At 48.9% G+C, this 23,440-nt stretch carries 27 protein-coding genes; 7 read left to right on the forward strand and 20 right to left on the reverse strand.

Annotated features, from left to right (window positions below; genetic code table 11):
• Positions 1–256 precede the first annotated feature (256 nt).
• Positions 257–862, forward strand: a complete 606-nt coding sequence (gene clpP / locus ACQCVH_RS10220) for an ATP-dependent Clp endopeptidase proteolytic subunit ClpP (protein WP_101549461.1) — start codon at positions 257–259, stop codon at positions 860–862.
• Between the two features lie 113 nt (positions 863–975).
• Here the strand turns inward: clpP and ACQCVH_RS10225 are convergent, their stop codons facing one another.
• From ACQCVH_RS10225 to ACQCVH_RS10255, 7 genes are all read right to left on the reverse strand, one after another.
• The gene (locus tag ACQCVH_RS10225) at positions 976–1,233 is read right to left on the reverse strand and encodes an HPr family phosphocarrier protein (RefSeq protein WP_009793068.1); all 258 of its coding nucleotides are present in this window, start codon (positions 1,231–1,233) and stop codon (positions 976–978) included.
• 30 nt (positions 1,234–1,263) lie between these two features.
• A complete protein-coding gene (whiA, locus tag ACQCVH_RS10230; RefSeq protein ID WP_257992364.1) occupies positions 1,264–2,214 on the reverse strand; it encodes a DNA-binding protein WhiA in 951 nt (316 codons plus the stop codon).
• A gap of 41 nt (positions 2,215–2,255) precedes the next feature.
• Positions 2,256–3,239 (reverse strand): gluconeogenesis factor YvcK family protein, encoded by a 984-nt coding sequence (locus tag ACQCVH_RS10235; protein ID WP_426835576.1) that lies wholly within the window; start codon positions 3,237–3,239, stop codon positions 2,256–2,258.
• Positions 3,236–4,129, reverse strand: coding sequence for an RNase adapter RapZ (gene rapZ / locus ACQCVH_RS10240; protein ID WP_426835577.1), 894 nt, complete (start codon positions 4,127–4,129; stop codon positions 3,236–3,238). Before rapZ ends, ACQCVH_RS10235 begins: the two co-directional genes overlap by 4 nt.
• Before the next feature lie 29 nt (positions 4,130–4,158).
• Positions 4,159–4,617 (reverse strand): 8-oxo-dGTP diphosphatase, encoded by a 459-nt coding sequence (locus ACQCVH_RS10245; protein WP_094768572.1) that lies wholly within the window; start codon positions 4,615–4,617, stop codon positions 4,159–4,161.
• A gap of 462 nt (positions 4,618–5,079) precedes the next feature.
• Positions 5,080–6,030 (reverse strand): thioredoxin-disulfide reductase, encoded by a 951-nt coding sequence (trxB, locus tag ACQCVH_RS10250; protein WP_426835578.1) that lies wholly within the window; start codon positions 6,028–6,030, stop codon positions 5,080–5,082.
• 216 nt (positions 6,031–6,246) lie between these two features.
• A complete protein-coding gene (locus ACQCVH_RS10255; RefSeq protein WP_426835579.1) occupies positions 6,247–7,746 on the reverse strand; it encodes a tetratricopeptide repeat protein in 1,500 nt (499 codons plus the stop codon).
• A gap of 101 nt (positions 7,747–7,847) precedes the next feature.
• On the opposite strand from ACQCVH_RS10255, the gene ACQCVH_RS10260 reads away from it, so the two are divergent.
• Entirely contained in the window at positions 7,848–7,991 is a 144-nt protein-coding gene (locus ACQCVH_RS10260) for a hypothetical protein (protein WP_426835580.1), read from the forward strand.
• A gap of 244 nt (positions 7,992–8,235) precedes the next feature.
• On the opposite strand, the gene hisIE is transcribed toward ACQCVH_RS10260, so the two are convergent.
• Genes hisIE through ACQCVH_RS10300 form a run of 8 tightly spaced genes read right to left on the reverse strand, consistent with a single transcriptional unit; the run spans position 8,236 to position 14,711 of the window.
• Positions 8,236–8,871 (reverse strand): bifunctional phosphoribosyl-AMP cyclohydrolase/phosphoribosyl-ATP diphosphatase HisIE, encoded by a 636-nt coding sequence (hisIE, locus tag ACQCVH_RS10265; RefSeq protein ID WP_426835581.1) that lies wholly within the window; start codon positions 8,869–8,871, stop codon positions 8,236–8,238.
• Positions 8,868–9,626, reverse strand: a complete 759-nt coding sequence (hisF, locus tag ACQCVH_RS10270; protein WP_426835582.1) for an imidazole glycerol phosphate synthase subunit HisF — start codon at positions 9,624–9,626, stop codon at positions 8,868–8,870. The genes hisIE and hisF overlap by 4 nt, the downstream gene beginning before the upstream one ends.
• Positions 9,626–10,357, reverse strand: a complete 732-nt coding sequence (hisA, locus tag ACQCVH_RS10275) for a 1-(5-phosphoribosyl)-5-[(5-phosphoribosylamino)methylideneamino]imidazole-4-carboxamide isomerase (protein ID WP_426835583.1) — start codon at positions 10,355–10,357, stop codon at positions 9,626–9,628. Before hisA ends, hisF begins: the two co-directional genes overlap by 1 nt.
• Positions 10,354–10,992, reverse strand: a complete 639-nt coding sequence (hisH, locus tag ACQCVH_RS10280) for an imidazole glycerol phosphate synthase subunit HisH (RefSeq protein WP_426835584.1) — start codon at positions 10,990–10,992, stop codon at positions 10,354–10,356. The genes hisA and hisH overlap by 4 nt, the downstream gene beginning before the upstream one ends.
• 1 nt (position 10,993) lies before the next feature.
• Entirely contained in the window at positions 10,994–11,581 is a 588-nt protein-coding gene (gene hisB / locus ACQCVH_RS10285) for an imidazoleglycerol-phosphate dehydratase HisB (protein WP_426835585.1), read from the reverse strand.
• Complete coding sequence (gene hisD / locus ACQCVH_RS10290) at positions 11,582–12,862, reverse strand: histidinol dehydrogenase (RefSeq protein ID WP_426835586.1); 1,281 nt, start codon at positions 12,860–12,862, stop codon at positions 11,582–11,584. It abuts the gene before it with no gap.
• 26 nt (positions 12,863–12,888) lie between these two features.
• Complete coding sequence (gene hisG, locus ACQCVH_RS10295) at positions 12,889–13,530, reverse strand: ATP phosphoribosyltransferase (RefSeq protein ID WP_426835587.1); 642 nt, start codon at positions 13,528–13,530, stop codon at positions 12,889–12,891.
• Positions 13,527–14,711: an ATP phosphoribosyltransferase regulatory subunit gene (locus ACQCVH_RS10300; protein WP_426835588.1), complete on the reverse strand. Its 1,185-nt coding sequence runs from the start codon at positions 14,709–14,711 to the stop codon at positions 13,527–13,529. The genes hisG and ACQCVH_RS10300 overlap by 4 nt, the downstream gene beginning before the upstream one ends.
• 143 nt (positions 14,712–14,854) lie before the next feature.
• On the opposite strand from ACQCVH_RS10300, the gene ACQCVH_RS10305 reads away from it, so the two are divergent.
• On the forward strand, positions 14,855–15,046 hold the full coding sequence (locus tag ACQCVH_RS10305; RefSeq protein WP_426835589.1) for a hypothetical protein: 192 nt from the start codon (positions 14,855–14,857) through the stop codon (positions 15,044–15,046).
• Positions 15,047–15,085: 39 nt separating this feature from the next.
• On the opposite strand, the gene ACQCVH_RS10310 is transcribed toward ACQCVH_RS10305, so the two are convergent.
• The 5 genes from ACQCVH_RS10310 to hprK are packed head-to-tail and all read right to left on the reverse strand — an operon-like array spanning position 15,086 to position 19,057.
• Positions 15,086–15,619, reverse strand: coding sequence for an acyltransferase (locus tag ACQCVH_RS10310; RefSeq protein ID WP_426835590.1), 534 nt, complete (start codon positions 15,617–15,619; stop codon positions 15,086–15,088).
• A complete protein-coding gene (gene ppaX, locus ACQCVH_RS10315; RefSeq protein WP_426835591.1) occupies positions 15,616–16,269 on the reverse strand; it encodes a pyrophosphatase PpaX in 654 nt (217 codons plus the stop codon). Before ppaX ends, ACQCVH_RS10310 begins: the two co-directional genes overlap by 4 nt.
• Positions 16,266–17,213 carry a nucleoside recognition domain-containing protein gene (locus ACQCVH_RS10320; RefSeq protein WP_426835592.1) on the reverse strand — a complete coding sequence of 316 codons (948 nt, stop codon included), beginning with the start codon at positions 17,211–17,213 and terminating at the stop codon, positions 16,266–16,268. Before ACQCVH_RS10320 ends, ppaX begins: the two co-directional genes overlap by 4 nt.
• 26 nt (positions 17,214–17,239) lie before the next feature.
• Positions 17,240–18,067: a prolipoprotein diacylglyceryl transferase gene (gene lgt / locus ACQCVH_RS10325; protein WP_426835593.1), complete on the reverse strand. Its 828-nt coding sequence runs from the start codon at positions 18,065–18,067 to the stop codon at positions 17,240–17,242.
• A gap of 60 nt (positions 18,068–18,127) precedes the next feature.
• Positions 18,128–19,057, reverse strand: coding sequence for an HPr(Ser) kinase/phosphatase (gene hprK / locus ACQCVH_RS10330; protein WP_426835594.1), 930 nt, complete (start codon positions 19,055–19,057; stop codon positions 18,128–18,130).
• A gap of 247 nt (positions 19,058–19,304) precedes the next feature.
• On the opposite strand from hprK, the gene nagA reads away from it, so the two are divergent.
• From nagA to ACQCVH_RS10350, 4 genes are all read left to right on the forward strand, one after another.
• A complete protein-coding gene (nagA, locus tag ACQCVH_RS10335) occupies positions 19,305–20,480 on the forward strand; it encodes an N-acetylglucosamine-6-phosphate deacetylase (protein ID WP_426835595.1) in 1,176 nt (391 codons plus the stop codon).
• Positions 20,480–21,205: a glucosamine-6-phosphate deaminase gene (gene nagB, locus ACQCVH_RS10340; protein ID WP_426835824.1), complete on the forward strand. Its 726-nt coding sequence runs from the start codon at positions 20,480–20,482 to the stop codon at positions 21,203–21,205. Before nagA ends, nagB begins: the two co-directional genes overlap by 1 nt.
• A gap of 12 nt (positions 21,206–21,217) precedes the next feature.
• The gene (locus tag ACQCVH_RS10345) at positions 21,218–21,943 is read left to right on the forward strand and encodes a GntR family transcriptional regulator (protein WP_426835596.1); all 726 of its coding nucleotides are present in this window, start codon (positions 21,218–21,220) and stop codon (positions 21,941–21,943) included.
• Between the two features lie 356 nt (positions 21,944–22,299).
• The gene (locus tag ACQCVH_RS10350) at positions 22,300–22,953 is read left to right on the forward strand and encodes an N-acetylmuramoyl-L-alanine amidase (RefSeq protein ID WP_426835597.1); all 654 of its coding nucleotides are present in this window, start codon (positions 22,300–22,302) and stop codon (positions 22,951–22,953) included.
• The last annotated feature ends 487 nt before the right edge of the window (positions 22,954–23,440 follow it).

The following is a 23,440-nucleotide window of genomic DNA, read 5'->3' on the forward strand; positions in this document are numbered from 1 at the left end:
GGTGGGTATGATGGTTATGGATAAGGAAATTTTTATCAATGCAATTATTATACCGCATTAAGCAGGTATATCCTGCTAAAGAGAGAATAAAATGATTGCAGCATATACTGGATTTCCATAAGCGATTTGTTTGACCTTTATTGACCATCAGTGTATCATAATGATTACATACAGAACCCAAAATATTTCTTCTTATGGAAGAACATGCTTTAATCCGTTGTATGTTGGATCTTTATCTTGAAGGAGGAACTGACAAATGAATTTAATCCCTACAGTTATTGAACAGACAAACAGGGGCGAGCGGGCATACGATATTTATTCACGCCTTCTGAAAGACCGCATCATCATGCTTGGAAGTGCGATCGATGATAATGTGTCAAACTCCATTGTAGCTCAGCTGCTATTCCTGGAAGCAGAAAACCCTGAAAAGGATATCACTTTGTACATCAACAGCCCTGGCGGCAGCATCACTGCCGGTATGGCCATTTATGATACAATGCAGTACATCCGTCCGAAGGTTTCCACAGTCTGCATCGGCATGGCCGCTTCCATGGGCGCATTCCTTCTGGCAGCAGGCGAGAAAGGCAAGCGTTATGCCCTTCCAAACAGTGAAGTTATGATCCATCAGCCGCTGGGCGGAGCGCAGGGTCAGGCAACAGAAATCGAAATTGCCGCAAAGCGCATCCTTTTCCTTCGCGAAAAGCTGAACCAGATCCTTTCAGAACGCACAGGCCAGCCGCTTGAAGTAATCGCAAAGGATACAGACCGCGACAATTTCATGACAGCTGAGAGAGCATTGGAATACGGGCTGATCGACCAGATCATCACCCGCAATGTCCTGGAAGAAAAGAAAGACAAGTAAAGGGAGCAAGAGGGCTGACAGGTTCAGCCCTCTTTTTTATGGTTAAAGAGATTATGTTGTTAAACAAAGAAAAAGCGCCCTGCACAAATGCTCAGGGTGCCTTTTCAGTTTTTTCAGCTCTCCTGCTGGATATATTGCGAAAGCTCTTCGAGTGCTTCCTCTTCATCACTTCCATCAGCCACCAGGTTCACAACAGAGCCTGTGCTGACTGCGAGGCTCATAAGGCCCATGATGCTTTTCGCATTGACCTTCTTCCCGTCCTTCTCCAAAAAGATATCTGAAGAAAAGCGGTTTGCTTCCTGGACAAACAGGGCGGCAGGACGGGCCTGAAGACCGGTCCGCAGCTTTACTTCCACTTGTTTTTCAACCATTTCTCTCTAACCTCCCATATTATCTTATTTCTAATTGCCTGTTATGGATTCACCTAAACGCAGTTTTTCTGCTATTTCATCTATTTTTCTCAGCCGGTGATTAATGCCTGATTTGCTGATATGGCTGCCTGACACCATTTCCCCAAGCTCCTTCAGAGTCACATCCTGATAGGCCACCCGAAGCTCCGCAATTTCCCTAAGCTTTTCCGGGAGTATATCAAGGCCGACCGTATCCTTGATATAACGGATATTCTCGACCTGCCTGAGGGCCGCGCCGATTGTTTTATTCAGATTGGCGGTCTCGCAGTTTACAAGCCTGTTCACGGAGTTCCTCATATCCCTGACAATCCGGATATCCTCAAAGCGCAGCAGCGCTCCGTGGGCACCGATAATGTTCAGGAATTCGGTGATCTTTTCGGCTTCCTTCAAATACGTAATAAAGCCTTTCTTTCTTTCAAGCGTCTTGCTGTTCAATCCAAATGTATTCATCAATTCACACAAAGAATCATTATGCTCTTTGTATAGTGAAAAAATTTCCAAGTGATAAGATGATGTTTCAGGGTTGTTCACCGATCCGCCGGCTAGGAAGGCGCCGCGCAGATAGGAGCGCTTGCAGCATTTTTTCTTCACAAGCTCCTCAGAAATATCATGAGTGAAATCAAATCCCTCTTTCAGGATCTTCAGGTCGGCGAGTATTTCCTGCGCCTGCTGCGCCAGTCTTACAATATAGACGTTATTCTTTTTCAGGCGCATCTTTTTTCGTACAAGCAGCTCCACTTGAACGGTGTAATTCTTCTTCGTCAGTGTATAAATTCTTCTCGCTATCGCGGCATTCTCTGTCTGGATATCCACAATTAATTTCCGGCTGGAAAAAGAGAGTGATCCGTTCATCCGAATAAGCGCTGATAATTCAGCCTTGCCGCAGCAGTCTTTAACTTCAAGGTTGGTTAATTCCTTTTTCGTTTCCGAAGCGAAAGACATACCTTCACCCCCCGCCCAGACAAACGCTTGCACATTTATATTTACGCTTTATATCGCTTGCTGGTTTCATTTATTAGTAAAGAAAATAAAATATCTGCTACTTCCTGTGTATCATGGCGGATGACGCCTCCGTTCAGGCTGACGATATCGCCATGGACAACTTCAAGGCCCAGCCCCTGCAGGTTGGCAACATCATAATGGACAGGCTTGGCCAGCTCCTCGCTGTACCGCTCCTGTATTTCTTCCGGAATATCTTCCTTATTGACAAGAATCGTATTGATAAAAGAACAGTTCATATGGTCATATATGGCCTTTACATGATCACTCGCCGTAAAATCAAGCGTCTCCCCTGCCTGCGTCATCAGATTACAGATATAGACCTTTTTGGCCTTCGCATTGCAGACCTCTCTCCCGAGGTTCGGAACAAGGAGGTTGGGCAGTATGCTTGTATAAAGGCTGCCAGGCCCGATGATGATCAGATCTGCCTGCCTGATGGCCTGGATGGTCTCCGGCAGGGCATTGACATCCTCCGGACTCAGGAAAACTTTTTTGATTTTTTTCCCGGAGTATGGGATCTTGGATTCTCCTGAAACAATCGTCCCATCCTCCATCTCAGCATGGAGGACTACACTCTGGTCTGCGGCCGGGAGCACCTTTCCCCTTACATTCAGGACCTTGCTCATTTCCTGGATGGCATGAGTGAAATTGCCTGTGATCGAGGTCATGGCAGCAAGGATCAGGTTGCCAAGTGAATGGCCGGACAGCTCATTCGAGGTGCTGAACCTGTGCTGGAACATTTCCTCGACGAGCGGCTCTACGTCAGACAGTGCAGCTAAAACATTTCGAATATCCCCAGGGGGAGGAATCTGCAGTTCATTCCGGAGGCGGCCCGAGCTCCCGCCATCATCAGCAACCGTCACGATGGCTGTGATATCTGCCGGATGCTTCTTCAGACCGCGCAGGAGGACCGGGAGCCCTGTGCCTCCCCCTATGATGACGATTCTAGGCTGTTCTGTACCTGTCATGTTGTTTTATCCTTTCTCCTCTCGATATCGCGATGAGTGATGTGTGTATGGTAATCCTTCTCATAAAAGCGGGCAATATGCTCAGCGAGGGCTACAGAACGGTGCTGGCCGCCTGTGCAGCCAATCGCAATCACCAGCTGTGCCTTGCCCTCGCGCTTATAGTGAGGGAGCATGAAGCTCAGCAGATCTGTAACTTTTTCGAGAAATTTATTGGTTTCATTCCATTTCAATACATATGTTGACACATCTTCGTCCAAGCCGGTTTTCGGCCTCATGCTCTCGATGTAATGGGGATTTGGCAGAAAACGTACATCAAACACAAGATCCGCGTCTATCGGCAGGCCATGCTTGAAGCCGAATGACATCACATTGACGGTAAATGTCGTCTTCCTGTTAACTGAAAACTCATCAAGGATTTTCTCCCTGAGCTCCCGCGGCTTCATGTTTGATGTTTTGTATATCAGCTGGGCCCTTCCCTTCAGCTCCTCCAGAAGCTCCCTTTCAAGCTTGATGCCCTCAAGAGGCAAACCTGACGGAGCAAGAGGATGGGAGCGCCGCGTTTCCTTGTAGCGCCTGACCAATGTAGAGTCATCCGCATCCAGATACAAAATCTGCGGAGCCACCCATGAAGTTTCGGCCAAATCGTCCAGCGCCTTGAATAAATGATCAAAGAACTCCCTGCCTCGAAGGTCCATGACCAGCGCAACCTTATTCATCTTATTCCCTGATTCCTTCATCAGTTCAAGAAATTTCGGAAGCAGAGTCGGAGGCAGGTTATCCACACAGAAAAAGCCAAGATCCTCAAAACTCTGGATCGCCACTGTTTTCCCTGCTCCCGACATCCCAGTTATTATGACCATTTGTGTATCAGTCGCCGCACCGCTGCTCATTCCTGTTCTCCCCCTGTAATCTATATTATTTAACTCGGATCCAGCCGGTAGCTTAGAAGCTCGAAATTCGGCGTATACGTAAACGTCCCGTAAATAATCCCATTTCCATGAATCATATATTCAAGAATGTGATAATCGCCTGCAGCCATCGGCAGATTCTTGATATCATCAAAATCATGCCAGGCCAGCTTCCCTTCCTCCGACTCATCCAGATTGATGCCATCAGACTCCCGTGCAAGGAAAGTAAACATCATCCATTCAGAAAGCACCTTATCCCCGTCTTTCATAATGAAGGTAAAGATCCCCTTCAAGCCCGGGTTTCTTAAATATATGCCTGTCTCCTCGCGGAATTCCCTGATGCAGGAATCCCGGACTGATTCACCCGGCTCCATCTTTCCGCCGGGTGCTACCCACCAGCCACGTCTCGGTTTTTGTAAAAGCAACACTTGATTTTCCTTCAACAGCACACAATTCGTGACCCGCTGCAACAGCCTCACCTCAGCATTTCCTTCTCATGACCGCCGCACAGGCAGTCCTGTCGAATATATTCTTTTCATTATACTATTTTTGTCATCCAGCCACAATGAAATGAAAATGGATGTTGTGTAAATTTAGAGGCGGATGCGTCTTGCCTTCGCCCAAAAAAAAGAGCACAGGCTATGTATGCCTGTGCTGCACAAAGGATTATATCTTAAAAGGGGGTCAATTTCTATTCCTATATTACCCGATGTTTATTGCACTACTGTTACAGTAGGATTAAAACAAAATGACTTTTTATTTCTTTAGTAAAAAGCTGACCGCAAGCCTTGTACAATACGGCTTTCGGCCTATTGCTGCCGGTGGATGGAAGCGGCATCTTTTTTAAATTTCTCTTGCGGAAACCGCAGCTGCTGAGCCAGATTATGAATAAAAACGCCCATTTCAAGAATGAGCGTTTTTTCAAACAATATTTAAGCTTTCGCCTTTAAAGATTCCATCAGTTCTTCCACATAGTGCTGGGCACTTTGGGCGGCGATGCTGCCGTCGCCTGTTGCTGTCACGATCTGGCGAAGCATTTTCTCGCGGATGTCGCCGGCAGCGAAAATGCCGGGAACCTTTGTTTCCATGCGTTCGTTTGTTTCGATATAGCCGTTCTCATTGGTGATGCCAAGGCTTTGGAAAGGCTTAGACAGAGGAACCATGCCAATATAGATGAATACCCCATCTGCCTTGAATTCCCGCTCTTCCCCATTTTCAGTGGAAACAAGGGTCACGCTTCCTACCTTGCCTTCGCTTTCGTTGATTTCTTTTACTGTAGAGTTCCAGATAAAGTCAACCTTCTCATTGTCAAATGCGCGCTGCTGAAGGATTGCCTGTGCACGCAGCTCGTCGCGGCGGTGGACGATGGTCACTTTTTCCGCGAAACGGGTCAGGTAGACGCCCTCCTCGACAGCAGAATCACCTCCGCCGACAACAACAAGCTCTTTGCCTTTGAAGAAGGCGCCATCACAGACGGCACAATAAGATACACCGCGGCCGCCGAGCTCTTTTTCACCCGGCACACCGATTTTTTTATATTCAGCACCCGTTGTAATGATTACAGCGCGGGCTTTATATTGTTTTGCACCTGCCACAACGGTTTTGAATTCTTCGCCGTCGATGATTTCTTTGATATCGCCATATGCATATTCAGCGCCGAATTTCTTGGCGTGGTCGAACATTTTAGTGGACAGGTCAGGGCCAAGGATATGATCGAAACCAGGATAGTTTTCGACTTCTTCTGTGTTGGCCATTTGCCCTCCCGGTACGCCGCGTTCAATCATCAATGTAGACAGGTTGGCACGGGATGTATACACAGCAGCTGTCATTCCGGCCGGTCCTGCGCCAGCGATGATGACATCATAAATTTTTTCTTCTGTCATCTTGCTCCACTCCTTCACTAGGACTTGCTGATCCCCCTGAGAAATGCTTTTATATTATCATATTACCGCTCTGAAAAATTGCCTTTGCCGCCTCGGCAGGCAGAAGGAACTGATGGAGCAGTACGTTTATTCCCAAGAAAAACAGCGGTTGTTTCAGTAGTATTTACTTACTAACCATATCCTATAAAACAATAGGGATACAGTCCAAGAATCTGCTCATTTAAGAATGCTGCTGACTGATTTTACATACTTCTGCAATGTGGAAGCAGAAAGTCCGTACTGGGCTGCGACACTTTGCTGCGACACTTTTTCGCTGCGCTGCTTTCTCCAGACATATTCCACAGCCCCGGCCCATGCTTTTGCATTCTTGGCAAGAAGCCCCTGACCTTCGGCTTCATTGAAGACAGTAAACCATGCCAGGTACAATCCAGCTTCAACTGTACCGATCGGCTTATGGTGACTGTATAAGAGCTCTGCTGTTTCATGGGCAATTTTCACACTGTTTTTTTCTGGTGCGACCATTTCAATCAATGATGCATATTCCCGGTCAACGCTTGTGAATTTTGGATTCTGCTTAACATCCTTGCTTGCTAGAATCTCGTCTTTGCTGCCTGATTTTGAAGCAAGGAATAGGGCAAATAAACGTTCCTCCGCATATTCACTGTTCAGCTTTTTATAGATGGAATCCAGATGGTCCTCGAAGCCGGCCGTTTCCGGCTTATCTTCGTTCCATGGCTCAAGGCCCGCCTTTTCAGGGCTGTATTCCAGCACCCTTTTCCAGAAGTTCCTGGCCTGGTCTTCTTTCCCCGTGAAGTAAGAGGAATAAGAAAGCCAGTAATAAAAGGCGCCATCTCCCTCATAGCCTGACTTGTGAAGCTTGCGCAGCCATTTGTAGGCAGGCTCGTATTCACCGACCAGCGCGAAGGTTGCCCCCAGCTTAAACTGGTGATCGATCAGAAGCGGCTGGATTTTTTTCAGTGTAGCAACTAAAGCCCTTACCTCCTCAAGATCATGCTGGTAATAGGCAAACACGAGCTTATTGCAGAGCGCATGAAGATTGCCCTGGTTGCGTACAAGCACCTCATCAAGGATATCGTTCGCCTTGTTTACTTCTCCCAGGTAAAAATGGGCAAGCGCCAGATTATTGTATGCAGACCAATATTCCGGATAATCCTCGATCACCGTGCTCAGAATTTCCACTGCTTTCGGGAAATGCCCTGATTCAAGAAGCTCCCTTGCCTGTTCCTGCTTGGTGATCAGATCATCCTGCTCATACAGTTCTTCATCCAGATCCTCAGCCTCCAGTGTCAAAAGCTCCAGAAGATCCTCGGTATCCTCGATGAACTCTCCGTCAGGCTCAAGCTCCAAATACGTATTGGCATGCTGATAAGCATCCTTGAAGAATCCAAGGTGGGCATAATTATTGGCAAGGAAGTAATGGCATTCAGCCATTTCCTCGTCAAGCTCCTCCAGGACAAGATGCAGCAGCTTATTAGACTTCTGGTATTCATTCAATTCTGTATATACGATCGCCAGCTGGCAGGCAATCATCGGCTCGCCCGGCTCCAGCTGCATCGCACGCTGCAGATATTTGCTTGCTTTATGAAAATCCCGGCGGTGAAAGGATTTGATCCCTTTTGAAAAATAATATTCGCCATTCGGGATGAATGAAAGTAGTTTCCCCATCGGTTGTCTTGCTTTTGAGTCTTTGCTCATGTAATCCCTCATCTCTAGGCAGCAGGCAAATCACTCGCACACCTGTGCCAGCCTTAACTACAGTAGTATATCACATGTGCAAGCCGCCGGAGAAGAGCAGAATGAGATTAGTATTCTTCGGTGAACGGCATGCTATCGGTGCTGTGCCTGATGCGGTGGAATCAAGGCTCTATTCCTGCCGCTCATTACTGTTTGGACCTGCCTTTTGCTGGTTTCTGCCAAATATGGGGGACGATTTAGATTAAGGGTCAGATTTTCGAAGCAGCTCTGGAGAATTCTGCTGATTTTTATATTGTTCTATTCAATAACCACAAAGATTCTGCCTAAATTTCGCATGATTCTACCCAAATTTACCGTTATTCTACATAAATCTCGCATGATTCTACTAAAATTTACCGTTATTCTACATAAAATCGGCTTTATTCTACTTAAAATACATTTTTTACCAATTTTAAAAAAGACCGGCCCTCAGGCCGGTCCTTACTATCATTATCCTCTTTCATGCCGTTCTTTCAGCACACCAAGCACTTCCTTGAATGGCAGCTTCTGCTCGCGCAAGAGGACGAGCAGGTGGTAAAGGAGATCGGCGCTTTCCCATTTGAGCTCTTCCTGATCGCGGTTTTTAGCCGCGATGATGACCTCTGCTGATTCCTCGCCAACCTTTTTCAGGATTTTATCTACGCCTTTTTCAAACAGATAGGTTGTGTAGGCCCCTTCCGGACGCTCTTTTTCCCGCTGTTCGATTACCTGCTCGAGCTCGGCAAGGATGCTGTAGCTGTCCTGTACACCCTCTGTCAGTCCTTCTGCCTGATAGACAGTTTCATTGAAGCAGCTGACAGCGCCTGTATGGCATGCAGGACCGGCTGGCTCAACAAGCACGACAAGGGCATCCTGATCGCAGTCATATTTGATTTCTGCAATCTTCTGCGTATTTCCGCTGGTTGCTCCCTTATGCCACAGCTCCTGGCGGGATCTGCTGTAAAACCATGTTTCTCCGCTTTCAATGGAAAGAGACAAAGATTCACGGTTCATATAGGCCAGAGTCAGTACTTCCTTCGTTATCCGGTCCTGGACAACCGCCGGAATCAGCCCGTTTTCATCGAATTTCAGTTCATCTGGATTCATCGGACCGTCACCCCTTTTTCTTTTAGAAATTGTTTTACTTCGCTGACTGATGTTTCTTTATAATGGAAAATCGAAGCAGCAAGAGCCGCATCTGCTTTTCCTTCTGTAAAGGCATCAGCAAAATGGGCACTGTTGCCGGCCCCGCCGGATGCAATGACCGGTACGCTGACCGCCTCACTCACTGCTTTCGTTAATAAAAGGTCAAACCCGTTTTTCCCGCCGTCGGCATCCATGCTGGTCAGCAGGATCTCACCTGCGCCAAGCTCAACAGCCTGCCTTGCCCATTCAATTACTTCAAGGCCTGTCTCCTTGCGGCCACCATGAGTGTATACTTTCCAGGATCCAAGCTCAGGATCATACTTTGCATCAATTGCGACAACGATGCACTGTGATCCAAAAAAGCTTGCTCCTTCCCTGATCAGTTCCGGATTGTTTACAGCTGCCGTATTCAATGAAACCTTATCAGCTCCAGCCCTGAGGATTCTTTTCATATCTTCAAGCGCATTGATTCCGCCGCCGACCGTAAAAGGGATGGCCAGCTCTGAAGCGACCGCCTTCACGACTTCGGTCATTGTCTTTCTGCCTTCATGTGAGGCAGAGATATCCAGGAAGACAAGCTCGTCAGCCCCCTGCTGGTCATAAAAGCGGGCCAGCTCGACCGGATCGCCGGCATCGCGGAGCTGTACAAACTGGATCCCTTTTACAACCCGCCCTTCCTTTACATCAAGGCATGGAATGATCCGTTTTGTCAGCATCAGCGGGCCACCTCTTTCAGCGCCTGCTCAACCGTGAACCGGCCTTCATAGATGGCTTTCCCGACAATCGCGCCGGAAACGCCCTCAGCCTCATATGCCTTCAATGCTGCCAAATCAGCAAGGCTGCTAACGCCCCCTGAAGCAATGACGCTTTTTCCGGTTGCTGCCGCGAGCTGCCTGACAGCCTCCGCATTTGGTCCGGACAGCATCCCGTCTGTCGCGATATCGGTAAAAATAAAAGTCTCTGCTCCTGCATCAGCAAACCGCTTCCCAAGCTCAGCCGCCTTTACACCGGAAGTGTTAAGCCAGCCGTGTGTCGCAACATAGCCATCCTTCGCATCAAGACCGACCGCAATTTTATCGCCGTACTTGCGGATCATCTCTTCAGCAAATTCAGGATCAGAGACAGCAATGCTGCCGATGATCACACGGGATACGCCATTATCGAGATAGTGGGCGATATCCTCCTCTGTCCTGATCCCCCCGCCTATCTGGACCTTTGCATCAAGTTCCTGCGCAGCTTTTATGACAAAAGAGTCATTTACACGCTTTCCATCTTTTGCACCATCAAGGTCTACCATATGTATCCATTGTGCACCGGCATCTGCGAATGATTTCGCCATATCGAACGGAGAATCGCCGTACACCGTTTCCTTCTCATAATCCCCCTGCAGCAGGCGGACACATTTGCCTGCTCTCATATCAATGGCCGGATAGATTGTAAAGCTCATAGTGACTCTCCTCCTTTGCTGGCTATCATCGTAAAGTTCCGCAGCAGCTCCATGCCAAGGGAACTGCTTTTTTCCGGATGGAACTGCATCCCAAAGACATTGTCCCTGCCGACCACAGCAGGTACTTCCTTATCATAGAAGCTTCTCGCAATAACGACATCATGATCGCCCGGCTCTGCATAATAGGAATGGACAAAGTAAACATAGCCTTCTTCCACGTTCTTAAAAATCGGTGAAGAGCTGATGAACTCAAGCCTGTTCCAGCCCATATGCGGTACCTTGTATTTTTCGCCGTGGTCATCTTCTCCCGGAAAACGTACAACCTTACCAGGCAAAAGTTTAAGGCCTTCTGTATAGCCATTTTCCTCACTGCTTTCGAATAAAAGCTGCATGCCAAGGCAGATGCCGGCGAGCGGCTTTCCTGCCGCGGTATATTCCTGGATCATCCCTGTCAGCCCGGCAGCATTAAGCCGGTCCATCGCATCCTTGAAGCTGCCTACTCCTGGAAGGATCAGCCCATCGGCTTTTTTCAGCTCCTCCTGGTCTTCTGATAAAAAGTAAGGGACTTCAAGCCGCTCCAGTGCTTTGCTTACGCTGAACAGATTACCCATTCCATAATCAATGATGCCGATCATTTTATAACATCCCTTTCGTTGACGGAACTCCTTTAATTCTTGGGTCGATTGTCGTTGCTTCATCTAGCGCCCTTGCAAGCGCCTTAAAGATTGCTTCAATAATATGATGCGTATTTTGGCCATAATGGACGATCACATGCAGGTTCATCCGTGCTTCAAGAGCCAGCTTCCACAGGAATTCATGGACAAGCTCTGTATCAAAGGTGCCGACCTTCTGGCTCGGGAAGTCTGCCCTGATTTCCAGGTGCGGACGGTTGCTCAGGTCAACGACTACCTGCGCGAGGGCTTCATCCATTGGTACAAACGCGTTGCCGTACCGCTTGATCCCTTTTTTATCTCCAAGTGCTTCCTTCAGCACCTGGCCGAGGCAAATGCCGATATCCTCTGTGGTATGGTGGTCATCCACCTCTGTGTCGCCCTTCGCTTCAACTGTCAGATTGAATTGCCCGTGCTTGGCAAAAAGGTCGAGCATATGCGTCATAAATGGGACAGGCGTTTCCAGCTTGGATTGTCCTTCTCCATCGATATCAAGGGATAGAGCTATTTGTGTTTCATTAGTATTCCGTTCAACAGATGCCGTTCTTGCCATTTATTTTTCCTCCTTGTTGTTCAGGCGCTCCTCGATTGCCCGCGCATGGGCTTCCAGGCCTTCAAGCCTGGCAAAGGAAGCAATTTTTGCTCCATTACCCTGAAGCGATTTTTCACTATAATAAACGATGCTCGATTTTTTCTGAAAATCCTCCACATTAAGCGGGCTTGAGAAACGGGCTGTCCCGTTCGTCGGCAGTACGTGATTCGGACCGGCAAAATAGTCGCCGACAGGCTCAGGGCTGAACCGGCCCAGAAAAATGGCTCCGGCATGCCTGATCTGGCCGAGCAGCTCCATGGGGTTTTCAGTCAGGACCTCGAGATGCTCCGGCGCCAGCCGGTTTACTGTTTCAACCGCTTCTTCCATTGTTTCCGCAACATAAATCACACCGAAGTCTTTAATCGATTGGGCTGCAATTTCCCGGCGCGGCAGATCTGCAAGCTGCCGTTCCACTTCTTCTGCCACCTTTTCAGCCAGATTTGCGGAGGTGGTAACCAGAACACTGCAGGCCATCGGATCATGCTCTGCCTGTGACAGCAGGTCGGCAGCCACTTCGTTTGCTCTGGCCGTATCGTCGGCAAGCACTGCAATCTCACTTGGACCGGCGATCATATCAATATCCACATCTCCGAAGACTTCCCTTTTAGCGAGTGCAACGAAGATATTCCCCGGACCTGTAATTTTATCAACCGGCTGTATGGACTCTGTGCCATATGCCAATGCAGCTATTGCCTGGGCACCGCCGATCTTGTAGACCTCTTCTGCACCTGCTTCCTTTGCAGCCACAAGTACTGCAGCAGGGAGCTTTCCGTCGCGGCCTGGCGGGGAGGTGATGACAATCCTTCTTACTCCTGCCACTTTTGCCGGAATCACATTCATGAGGACAGAGGAAGGATAGGCAGCAGTGCCTCCCGGAACATACAAGCCTGCTGAATCAAGCGGTGTCACCTTCTGGCCGAGCATCGTCCCATTTTCATCCGTAGTCATCCAGGAAGGCCTAAGCTGCTTCTCATGAAAGCTCCGGATATTGGCTGCAGCCTCCTTGATCACCTCCAGGATAGAAGGGTCGATTGTGCTGTAGGCTTCCTCAACTTCAGCAGATGAGGCCGCAAAGGAGGAAAGCTGGATACCATCAAACTTTTCCGTGAAGCTGCGGACTGCTTCGTCACCGTTTTTGCGGACCTCGGCAATGATGCTTTTAACAGCTTTTCTTTGCTCTTCCGTACCGCTGTCGACCGATCTTTTAATAGAAATATCTTCTGATACTTTAATGATTTTCATCCTGTTTTCCTCCTTGGAGCAAAAGCTTATAGAGCTGCCTGTTCATTCACGACTCTGCTCAGCTTGTCGACGATCTCGCTGATCCGCTTGTCCTTGATCCGGTAGCTGACCGGATTGACTATCAGCCTGGATGTGATGCCGACGATCTGCTCGTACTCAACCAATCCGTTTTCTTTGAGCGTCCTGCCTGTTGAAACGATATCGACGATCCTGTCGGAAAGTCCGATCAGCGGAGCCAGCTCAATGGAGCCGTTCAGCTTGATGATTTCAACCTGTTCCCCCTGCTCACGAAAATAAGCAGCGGCAACATTCGGATATTTAGTCGCCACTTTCGACGCGACTTCATTCATTTTTGTACCAGGAATTCCTGCTACAGCAAGATAGCAGGCACTGATTTGGAGGTCGAGGAGCTCATATACATCCCGCTCTTCCTCGAGCATGACATCCTTTCCGGCAATCCCAAGATCGGCGACTCCGTGCTCTACATAGGTCGGTACGTCCATCGGCTTTGCAAGGATAAATTGAAATTTTTCTTCTTCCACATCGATGATCAGCTTGCGTGAGTCATCAAATTCGGCCGGCAGATCAAAGCCGGCCTGGCGCAGCAGCTCTGCAGCCTCCTCGAATATCCGCCCTTTCGGCATCGCAATTGTCAGCAGGTCCTTCATTGCTGCTCCTCCTTCCCGGCTTTTCCGACTAAAAAGGTAATATCATCATATTGGCTTGTGCACGCGTCCAGATTTTTGACGCCGCTGATGTCCTGAAGCACAGCCTTGATCCCTGATTTCCGCATATCCTTCGCTTTTTCATATGCCTCGCGCCTGCGCTCGGCGCTGAAGATGATGCAATGCTGCGGATCTTTTTCACCTGCTCCGCCAAGTGCCTCAAGCAGGCGGTCAAGCCGGATGGCAAAGCCGGTCGCTCCTGAGGTTTTCCCGAACTTTTTCAGCAGGAGATCATAGCGGCCTCCATTGCCGATCGGAAAGCCGACATTCCCGGCGTATACTTCAAATAAGATGCCTGTGTAATAGCTCATATGGCTGACGAGCGTCAAATCAAGCTTGATTTTTTCACCTTCGCCAAAATCGGCCATTGTGTCCCAAAGACGTTCAAGCTGGACGATCGCTTCCCTGCCCTTATTATTTTCAATCAGGCTGAACGCTTGCTCAATGGCTTCACGGCCGCCCCTGAGCTGAAGGAAATCCAGAAGGCGCTGCTTATCTATAGAAGACAGCGGGAGATTCTTCACATGCTCCCGGTACCCGACATAATTTTTTTCATAAAGAAATCTCGTTAATTCATTGGCCCTATCTTCTGTCCCAAGAACCTGGCGGAAAAACTCCTGTACAAAGCCGATATGGCCGACAGATAGCTGGAAGTCCTCCAATCCCGCTTTCTTCAGCGAGCTGATGAGGAGAGCCAGCCCTTCTCCATCCGCACTGATTGAATCATCGCCGATCAGCTCGACGCCGATCTGCTCAAACTCAGCCGGGCGTCCGCCTTCCCTCTGCTGGGCCCGGAACACATTGGCTGAATAAGCAAGCCTCAATGGAAGGTCTTCCTTCAGGAGCCTTGATGCAGCCACCCGGGCAATCGGGGCTGTCATATCAGGCCTGAGCACAAGTGTGTGGCCCTGCTGGTCCAAGAGCTTAAACAGCTGCTGATCAACTGTTGCCGAAGCCGAACCGACGGTTTCATAATATTCAAGCGCCGGTGTTTCCATAAACTGATAGCCCCAGCTCTTCATCTCATCTTCAATGGAAGAGCGGACCCTGCTTTTCGTTTCGTATATTTCAGGCAATGTATCACGCATGCCTAATGGCTTTTCAAACATAAATAAACGGCTCATTGAATTCCACCTCTAAATCCAAAAGTTCAAAATCCTTTAGTTCGCTAATATGTTATCGAATTGAAGTTATTAGTAGTTTATCGCTGTTTCCAGCAGGCGTCAACCATTAATGCTTATTTTCTGAAAATCAGGGGGATGTATCCGTGGAAAAGCTGATGGTACGGTTAATTGAGGGGATTGGATTGAAGGAGCAGCAGGTTCTGGCGGGTTTATTTGCGGGTTTTTTGTTTTATTTGCGGGAATTAGATTTTATTTGCGAGTTTTCATTTTTATTTGCGAGTTTCCCGATTTATTTGCGAGTCTGCATTTTGCAGCTTCCCTGCAGCCTTCTCTAAAAAAAAGCCCCATTAACCGAAGTTAATGAAGCCTTTTCCTCACTCAGCCTGGCCGTAGATTGGATCATCCTGCCAGCGCTTTTGAAGCTCTTCTTTTGTATAAATGACGCGCATCGGATTTCCTCCGACAAAGCTGCCGGGCGGGACATCCTTGTGGACAAGGGTCCCGGCGGAGACGATTGCCCCGTCTCCAATCGTGATGCCGGGCAGAAGGGTTGAGTTGGCGCCGATCATGACCTCGCTGCCGATATTCACTTCACCGAGGCGGTATTCACGGATTAAATATTCGTGCGCAAGGATGGTTGTATTATAGCCGATGACTGTGTTCCGTCCGACGCTTATTTTCTCCGGGAACATCACATCCAGCATCACCATTAGCGCAAACGAAGTCTGATCTCCGACCTTCATTTTCAGGAATGTGCGGTACAGCCAGTTTTTCAAACCGAGAAAAGGGGTGTACCGGGCCAGCTGTATGACGATGAAATTTTTTACAACCTTCGCGAACGGGACCGTTTTGTACACATGCCAAAGGGAATTGGCGCCCTCAACCGGATGCCTGACTGTCTTTCTCATCCTTTATAGTCCTCCAGGATATCGAGGAGGTCAGCCATATTCTCCAGCATAAAATCAGGCTTGTACTGCATCAGATGCTCCCTGCCCTTAGCCGACCAGGCGACAGCTGCTGATTTGGTGCCTGCATGATGCCCGGCAAGGATATCATGGTGGTTATCGCCGACCATGATAGCTTCCTCCGGACGGGAGCCGAGGAGGTCAAGCGCCTTAAAAATCGGCTCTGGATCGGGCTTTGGTTTCTCCACATGGTCCAGTGCCACGATAACCTCAAAGAACTGATTCAGGTTTGTCAGCTTCAGTCCTTTTTCCACGACAGGCATTACCTTCGTCGTGACGATGCCAAGCTTGTAGCCTGATTCCTTCAAGGTTCGGACTGTGTCAAACACACCCTCAAACTCTTTGACAAGCACATCATGGTTGGCAAGATTGAACTCGCGGTATTTGCCGATCATCTCTTCAACCCTGCTTTCATCAATGCTGGCAAAAGTCTCATGCAGGGTCGGACCCATGAACGGGAGTACATCCTCCCGCTTATATTTGTTTGGATAATAGCCTTCAAGCGTGTGAAGGAATGAGGCGATGATCAGTTCATTCGTGTCGATCAATGTTCCGTCAAGATCAAATAAAATCGTGTTTATGTTTTCGTTCACAAAGCAGCTTCCTTTCTATTGCTGGCCATTTGGGAGCGGCGGTTCCAGAAAAACGCGACCGCCAAAGTCAGTACGATGGCTGTTCCGAGACGTATCAGGAGCAGCGGCAGCACCGGAATGCCCAGCGGAAGGAAAATAAGTGTATCTTCGATTACCGCGTGGCATGCGACCAGGAAGATGAACGCGATGGTAACATCCTTCCTGCTGACTCCATCCTCTTTGACAGCCTGTATCATGACACCCGCCCCGTATGCCAGGCCAAAAATCAGGCCGGCGGCCAAAGTGGTCGAGGTGTTCTCTTTCATCCCCAGCGCTCTTGTTGCAGGCGCCATCCATTTTGAAAAAACATCCAGCCATTTCAAGTCTTTCAGCAGCTGTATACCAATCATCAGCGGAATGACGATGATGGCGAGCTGCAGAATCCCCAAACCGGCCTTGGTTACCGCTTCTAAAAGAATGGCAGTAACACCTGCTGCCTGTTCTTCCTTTGCCGGGATCATGCCGTACTGGGCAAGCTCAGAGCCGCCGTGCCATACCAGGTTGATTACCACGGCAGACAGGATGGCCAGGCCGAAACGTACCAGCAGGATAATCCAGAGCTTGACGCCCACCTTGAGCGCCACACTGGATTCAATCAGGATATTATGCGAGAAGGACAGCATGACCGCAATGATGAATACTTCCTTCACCGAAAGATCCAATGTCAGGATGGCCCCGATGGCTGCGTACAGATTCAGGAAGTTTCCCAGCACAAGCGGAATGGCCGCATCGCCAGACAGTCCAAGCAGGCCCATCAGCGGCGTTATCATCTTGATTACCCAGGGAAGCACTGGCGTATATTGAAGCAGCGCTACGATCAGCGTGACAGGGAAAATGATTTTTCCCAGTGACCATGTCGTTTTAAGCCCTGCAGCTAATCCTCGTTTGAGCGTGCCGAACAGCATGTTTCTCTCCTCCCTTTGTTTTTATACTATTGAGCTTTAGCGCTCTTATCTAAATATCTCTTGTCTGCGTAGCCTTTTGTTCTTCTGAAGACGATGAGCACAATGGCTCCGATGACAAGGACGATGGAAATCATCTGCGCCATACGGAGGCTCTCTGTCAGCATCAGGCTGTCCGTCCTCATCCCTTCAACGAAGAAGCGGCCGATGCTGTACCAGATGACATACGTAAGGAAAAGCTCGCCCCTGCGCAGATTCACTCTTCTTAAAGACAGGAGGATAACAAATCCGGCTATATTCCATAATGATTCATACAGGAAGGTCGGGTGGTAGTACGTTCCGTTTATGTACATCTGATCTATGATGAACTGCGGAAGATGAAGATTTTCCAAAAATGCACGTGTCACTTCACGGCCATGTGCTTCCTGATTCATGAAGTTGCCCCAGCGGCCGATAGCCTGGCCGAGAATAATACTCGGCGCAGTGATGTCAGCCAGCTGCCAGAAAGAGATGCCCTTCTTCTTCGCAAAAACATAGGCAGTGATGACAGAGCCGATCAGTGCCCCGTGAATGGCGATGCCCCCATGCCAGATCTTAATGATCTCGGCAGGGTTTTGTGCATAATAGTCCCATTCAAAAATGACATAATACAGCCTTGCAGACAAAATCGCGATAGGAATCGCCCACAGCATCAGATCGGCAAACAATTCCTTCTGCAGCCCGCGCTTTTCCCCTTCGCGCATGGCCAGCCATAAAGCAAGTGCAATCCCCGCCCCGATAATCAGACCGTACCAGTGGACCTGGATGGGACCGAGCGAAAAAGCAATCGGATCAAGCGGCTGGATATTTTCTTCCATAATCATTCTCCTTTTTTTGCAGAATCCCCTTACAGAAACTCTCTATTTATATAGGTAATCCTAATCGTTGTCTCCGTCCTCGATCACATCAGACAGGCGGCTTGTGAATTGTTCTGCGGCATTGACGCCCATTCGCTTCAAACGGAAGTTCATTGCGGCCACTTCAATGATGACAGCAAGGTTCCGCCCCGGGCGTACTGGGATCGTAAGCCTCGTGATATCTGTGTCAATGATCTTCATTTTCTCTTCATCAAGGCCAAGGCGGTCATATTGTTTTTTCTGATCCCACAGCTCAAGATTCATGACGAGGGAAATGCGCTTATTGCTCCGGACAGCACCTGCACCGAACAAGGTCATTACATTTATGATGCCAAGCCCCCTGATTTCAAGCAAATGCTCAATCAGCTCCGGCGAGGTCCCGACAAGATAATCTTCATCTTCCTGGCGGATTTCCACGCAGTCATCAGCAACAAGGCGATGTCCTCTTTTCACAAGCTCAAGGGCCGTTTCACTTTTACCTACGCCGCTCTTGCCCGTAATGAGCACGCCCACTCCGTATATATCGACAAGCACGCCATGCACCGCGGTCGTCGGGGCCAGCTTGCTTTCAAGGAAATTTGTCAAAAGGCCTGAGAACCTGGTGGTTTTCTGCTTGGAACGCATAACAGGCACTGCTTCCCTTTCCGAAGCCTCAATCAGCCCTTCCGGCACTTCCATATCCCTTGTAATGATGATGCCTGGCGTAATATCAGTACAGAGCGATTCCATCCGGTTATGCCTGTCAGCGTCACTCAGCTTCTCTGCAAAGCTCAGCTCAGTCTTGCCAATCAGCTGGATGCGCTCTGCAGGGTAATAGTCGAAAAAGCCCGCCATTTCAAGCCCGGGCCTGGAAATATCACTTGTCGTAATCGGCCGGTTGATCCCTTCCTCCCCGCTGATCAGCTCTAAATTAAATTTCTCAATGATGTCTTTTGTTCGCACTTTTGCCACGCTGTTGTCCTCCTTTTGCGGAATGAGCCTTATAAGGTCTATTATAATGAATGGTTTCTTTCAATTGGAGAAACTACACAATAAAGTTTCATCTTATTGTAGCATTTTTCCCCGCAGAACCAAATTGTGCTATCTGATTTTTTCAAAAACCTTTACATAAAGGATACATAATTGGTATAGACAACTATATATGTTTATTTTATCATGGAAATATAAAATATCAGGATTCAGAACGGAGATGTCATACATGAATTCCCTACTTTTAAAAAACAGCAGAGTGCTGACAGAGGATGGAATAATAGATAATGGATATGTATTGGTTGAAGACGGTACGATTAAGAGCTTCGGCCCAGCAGATGAATTTGGCGGCAAGCCTGCAGATAAAACGATAGAGCTGGATGCCGGCGCAACCCTGGCACCGGGCTTTATCGACCTTCACATCCACGGAGCAGGCGGGGCCGATACGATGGACAGCACACCTGAAGCATTACAGACGATAGCCCGGACTCTTCCCGCTGAAGGGACAACAAGTTTCCTGGCGACCACTATTACACAGGAAAAATCCTTGATTGAACAGGCACTGGCCAATGCGGCAGCATACAAGCCCGAGGGAGCGGCGGCCGAAATGCTCGGCATCCATCTCGAAGGTCCCTTTATTAGTGAAAAAAGAAAAGGTGCCCAGCCGCTTGAGCATATTCTGAAAAGTGATGTTGATTTATTCAAATCCTGGCAGGAAAAAGCCGGACAGCTGATCAAGCTCGTCACCCTTGCCCCAGAACTGGAAGGCGGCAAAGAACTGGTCCGCCACCTTGCCGAAACAGGCGTTGTTGCTTCCATCGGGCATTCTGATGCTGACTATGAAGAAGTCAGGGAGGCTGTGGAAGCAGGTGCGACCCATGTAACCCACCTTTTCAATGGCATGAAGGGACTTCATCACCGCGAACCCGGCACAGCAGGCGCAGCTCTCCTCTTTAAAGAGCTGATCGTGGAAATGATCGCAGATGGAGTCCATGTGCGGCCTGAAATGATTAAGCTTGCATTAAACAGCAAGGGGATGGATGGAATGGTGCTGATCACCGATTCTATGAGGGCAAAATGCCTAAAAAACGGCACCTATGATCTCGGCGGCCAGGATGTCACTGTCAAGGATGGAATGGCCTTGCTTGAGGACGGCACACTTGCGGGAAGCATTCTGAAAATGAAGGACTCTGTTAAAAATATGACGAAGTTTGCGGATATCACATTAGCTGAAGCAGTCAAGCTGGCCAGCGAAAACCCAGCAAGGCAGCTGAAAGTATTCGACCGCAAAGGCAGCATTGCAGAAGGAAAAGATGCAGATCTTACTGTCCTGAACGAAAACATGGATATTGTACTGACAATCTGCCGCGGAAAAGTCGCACATAACCATTTGGAGGTAGAATGATGAAAATTGTCCAAGCAAAAGACTACCAGGATATGAGCAGGATTGCCTGCCAGATTATCCTGGAAAAAATCAAATCGGCTCCTTCCCTCACACTGGGCCTTGCAACCGGCAGCACGCCTAAAGGGCTGTACGATTGCTTAGCAGCGGACTATAAGGAAAACCGGACTTCTTATAAAAATATCCATACAGCCAATCTTGATGAATATATCGGCCTGCCTAAGGAAGATAAAAACAGCTATCACACCTTCATGAATGAAAATCTGTTCAAGCATATCGGCATACCTGTGAGCCAGACTTATATTCCGAATGGCCTGGCTGCTGACCTGGCAGAGGAATGCAGGCGCTATGACAGGCAAATCAATATGCTTGGCGGAATCGACCTTCAGGTGCTCGGCATCGGGCAGAACGGCCATATCGGCTTCAATGAACCAGGAACCCCCTTTTCAAGCAGGACCCATGTCGTAGATCTTGATGAAAGCACGATCGAAGCAAACAGCCGTTTTTTCTCCAGCATAGAAGAAGTTCCAAACCAGGCCATCACGATGGGCATCGCCTCCATCCTGGACAGCAGGGAAATCCTGCTGCTTGCTTCAGGCAAATCAAAGGCCGAAGCCGTCTATCATCTATTGAACGGAAAGCCGGATGAAAAATTCCCTGCCTCCGCCCTCCAGCTGCATCCGCATGTGACAATCGTGGCTGACGCAGAGGCACTGCAAAAGGTATAAGGAGACATTCATATGATTGATAAAAATTCACCTATCCCCATCTATCATCAGCTGGAAGAACAGCTGAAAAAGCAGATCAGGGAAGGTACCCTGCAGGAAGAAGAAGCCATACCATCCGAACGGGAATATGCCGAGCAATTCCAGATCAGCAGGATGACCGTCAGGCAGGCCATCAGCAATCTTGTCAGGGAAGGCCTCCTATACCGGGAAAAGGGCCGCGGCACATTTGTCAACAAACAAAAAGTCGAGCAGGAGCTACAGGGATTAACAAGTTTCACGGAGGATATGCTGATGCGCGGGATGAAGCCGAGCAGCCGGACCCTTTCCTTTCAGACACTGCCCGCTCCCGGCGGCATTGCATCCCGCCTCCAGATTGCCGAGGGCAGCAGAGTCTATGAAATCAGCAGGATCCGCCTGGCCGACGGACTCCCTATGGCAATAGAAACCAACTATATTCCTGAGACGCTCATGCCCGGCCTGACAGAAAAGGACCTGGCCAATTCCCTTTACGAATACGCCGAAAACCGCCTATCCCTGTCCATCGCAGAAGCAGAACAGGAAATTGAAGCAGCCGGCGCCAAGAGCCGGGAGGCCGGCCTTCTCTCCATACATGAAGGCTCTCCCATCCTTCTCATCCTCCGCACAACCCGGCTCTCGGACGGCACTCCCTTCGAATTCGTCCAATCCGCTTACCGGGCTGACCGGTATAAATTTATTCATACAATGCGGAGGGGATGAGAGGGTTTAGCGGTTATGTATAAGTATTAAAACGCTAAATTGCTATTCGTTAGGACGTATCAATTTCTTTAAATTATTTTGAGATCCTATAAAATTACTAAAACCCTGTTGATCGGAGTGGAAGGCACGAAGACTCCTGCGGGATTGCAGCGGCAAAGCTGAGACCCCGCAAGAGCTTGCTCTGAGGAGGCTCAGCGCCGCCCCGCGGAAAGCGAAGTGCCTGGAGCGCAGATCAACAGACTACATCCAAAGAACCATACTACATAGTTACCCAAAAATTTTTTCACCCTCACCATGTCCTAAATCCCCTTTTCCCCCTATATAGTAAGTGAACAAATCATTTAGGAGGGAAACAAATGAAAATCATACTCGACGCAGGACACGGCTACGAAACCCCTGGAAAAAGAAGCCCCGACGGCTTCAGAGAATACGAATTCAACCGCCAGGCCGCCCACTACTGCCGCAAACTCCTCGAACAGGCCGGATTCACCGTCATGGACTGCCATTCCGACGAATGGGACATCCCATTATCCGAAAGAACAGGCATGGCCAACCGATGGAAAGCAGACTGCTATATCTCCATCCATGCCAACGCTTACGGGACAGGCTGGAACAGCGCAAACGGAATCGAAACATATGTCCACACCTCCCGGCCTGCAGAAGCAGTAAGGCTTGCCCGTTCCGTCCAGGCAGAACTCGTTAAAGAAACCGGTCTGGCCGACCGGGGAGTCAAAACCGCCGACTTCCATGTATTAAGAAAAACCAGCATGACAGCCATCCTCATCGAATGCGGCTTCATGACCAATAAAACAGAATGCGGTCTGCTGCAATCCAAAGAATACCAGCAGCTCTGCGGGGAAACCATTGGCAAGGCACTCCTATCTTTTTACAAACCAGCAGGCGGCCTCCACAAAGTCCAGGCAGGAGCCTTCTCCCAACTAAAAAATGCTCAATCCCTCGCCGGAAAACTGAGAGAGAACGGCGTACCGGCATATATTACTTACTCCTAAGAAAAGAAGAGCAAAGGGTGGAGTTTCTTCATACTCAGACCTATTATTTATAAACAAAAAGGGGTGCGGCATATTGCTTCCGTACCCCTTTTGCTAATATGAATTTATTTATATCCAAATATCGAACTAATAGATCGCTGGCCTGTCTGGTTAATAAAGTTGCCAAAATTTTAGAAACGTGTTGATCGGAGTGGAGGGCACGCAGACTCCTGTGGGATTGCAGCGGCAGAGCTGAGACCCCGCAGACGCACAGCGGTGAGGAGGCTCAGCGCCGCCCCACGGAAAGCGAAGTGCCCGGAACGCAGATCAACAGCCCCCATTTAAAGAGAGCTTTGGTCTCTCCCTTTTGCTAATGCAGATAAATTCTAAAAACCCATTGATCGGAGTGGAAGGCACGCAGACTCCTGCGGGAGATAGCGGAAATGTTGAGACCCCGCAGACGCGTAGCGGTGAGGAGGCTCAACTCCGCCCCGCGGAAAGCGAAGTG

Origin of the sequence: Bacillus infantis, assembly GCF_050107595.1 — a bacterium.
GTDB lineage: Bacteria > Bacillota > Bacilli > Bacillales > Cytobacillaceae > Bacillus_AB > Bacillus_AB infantis_C.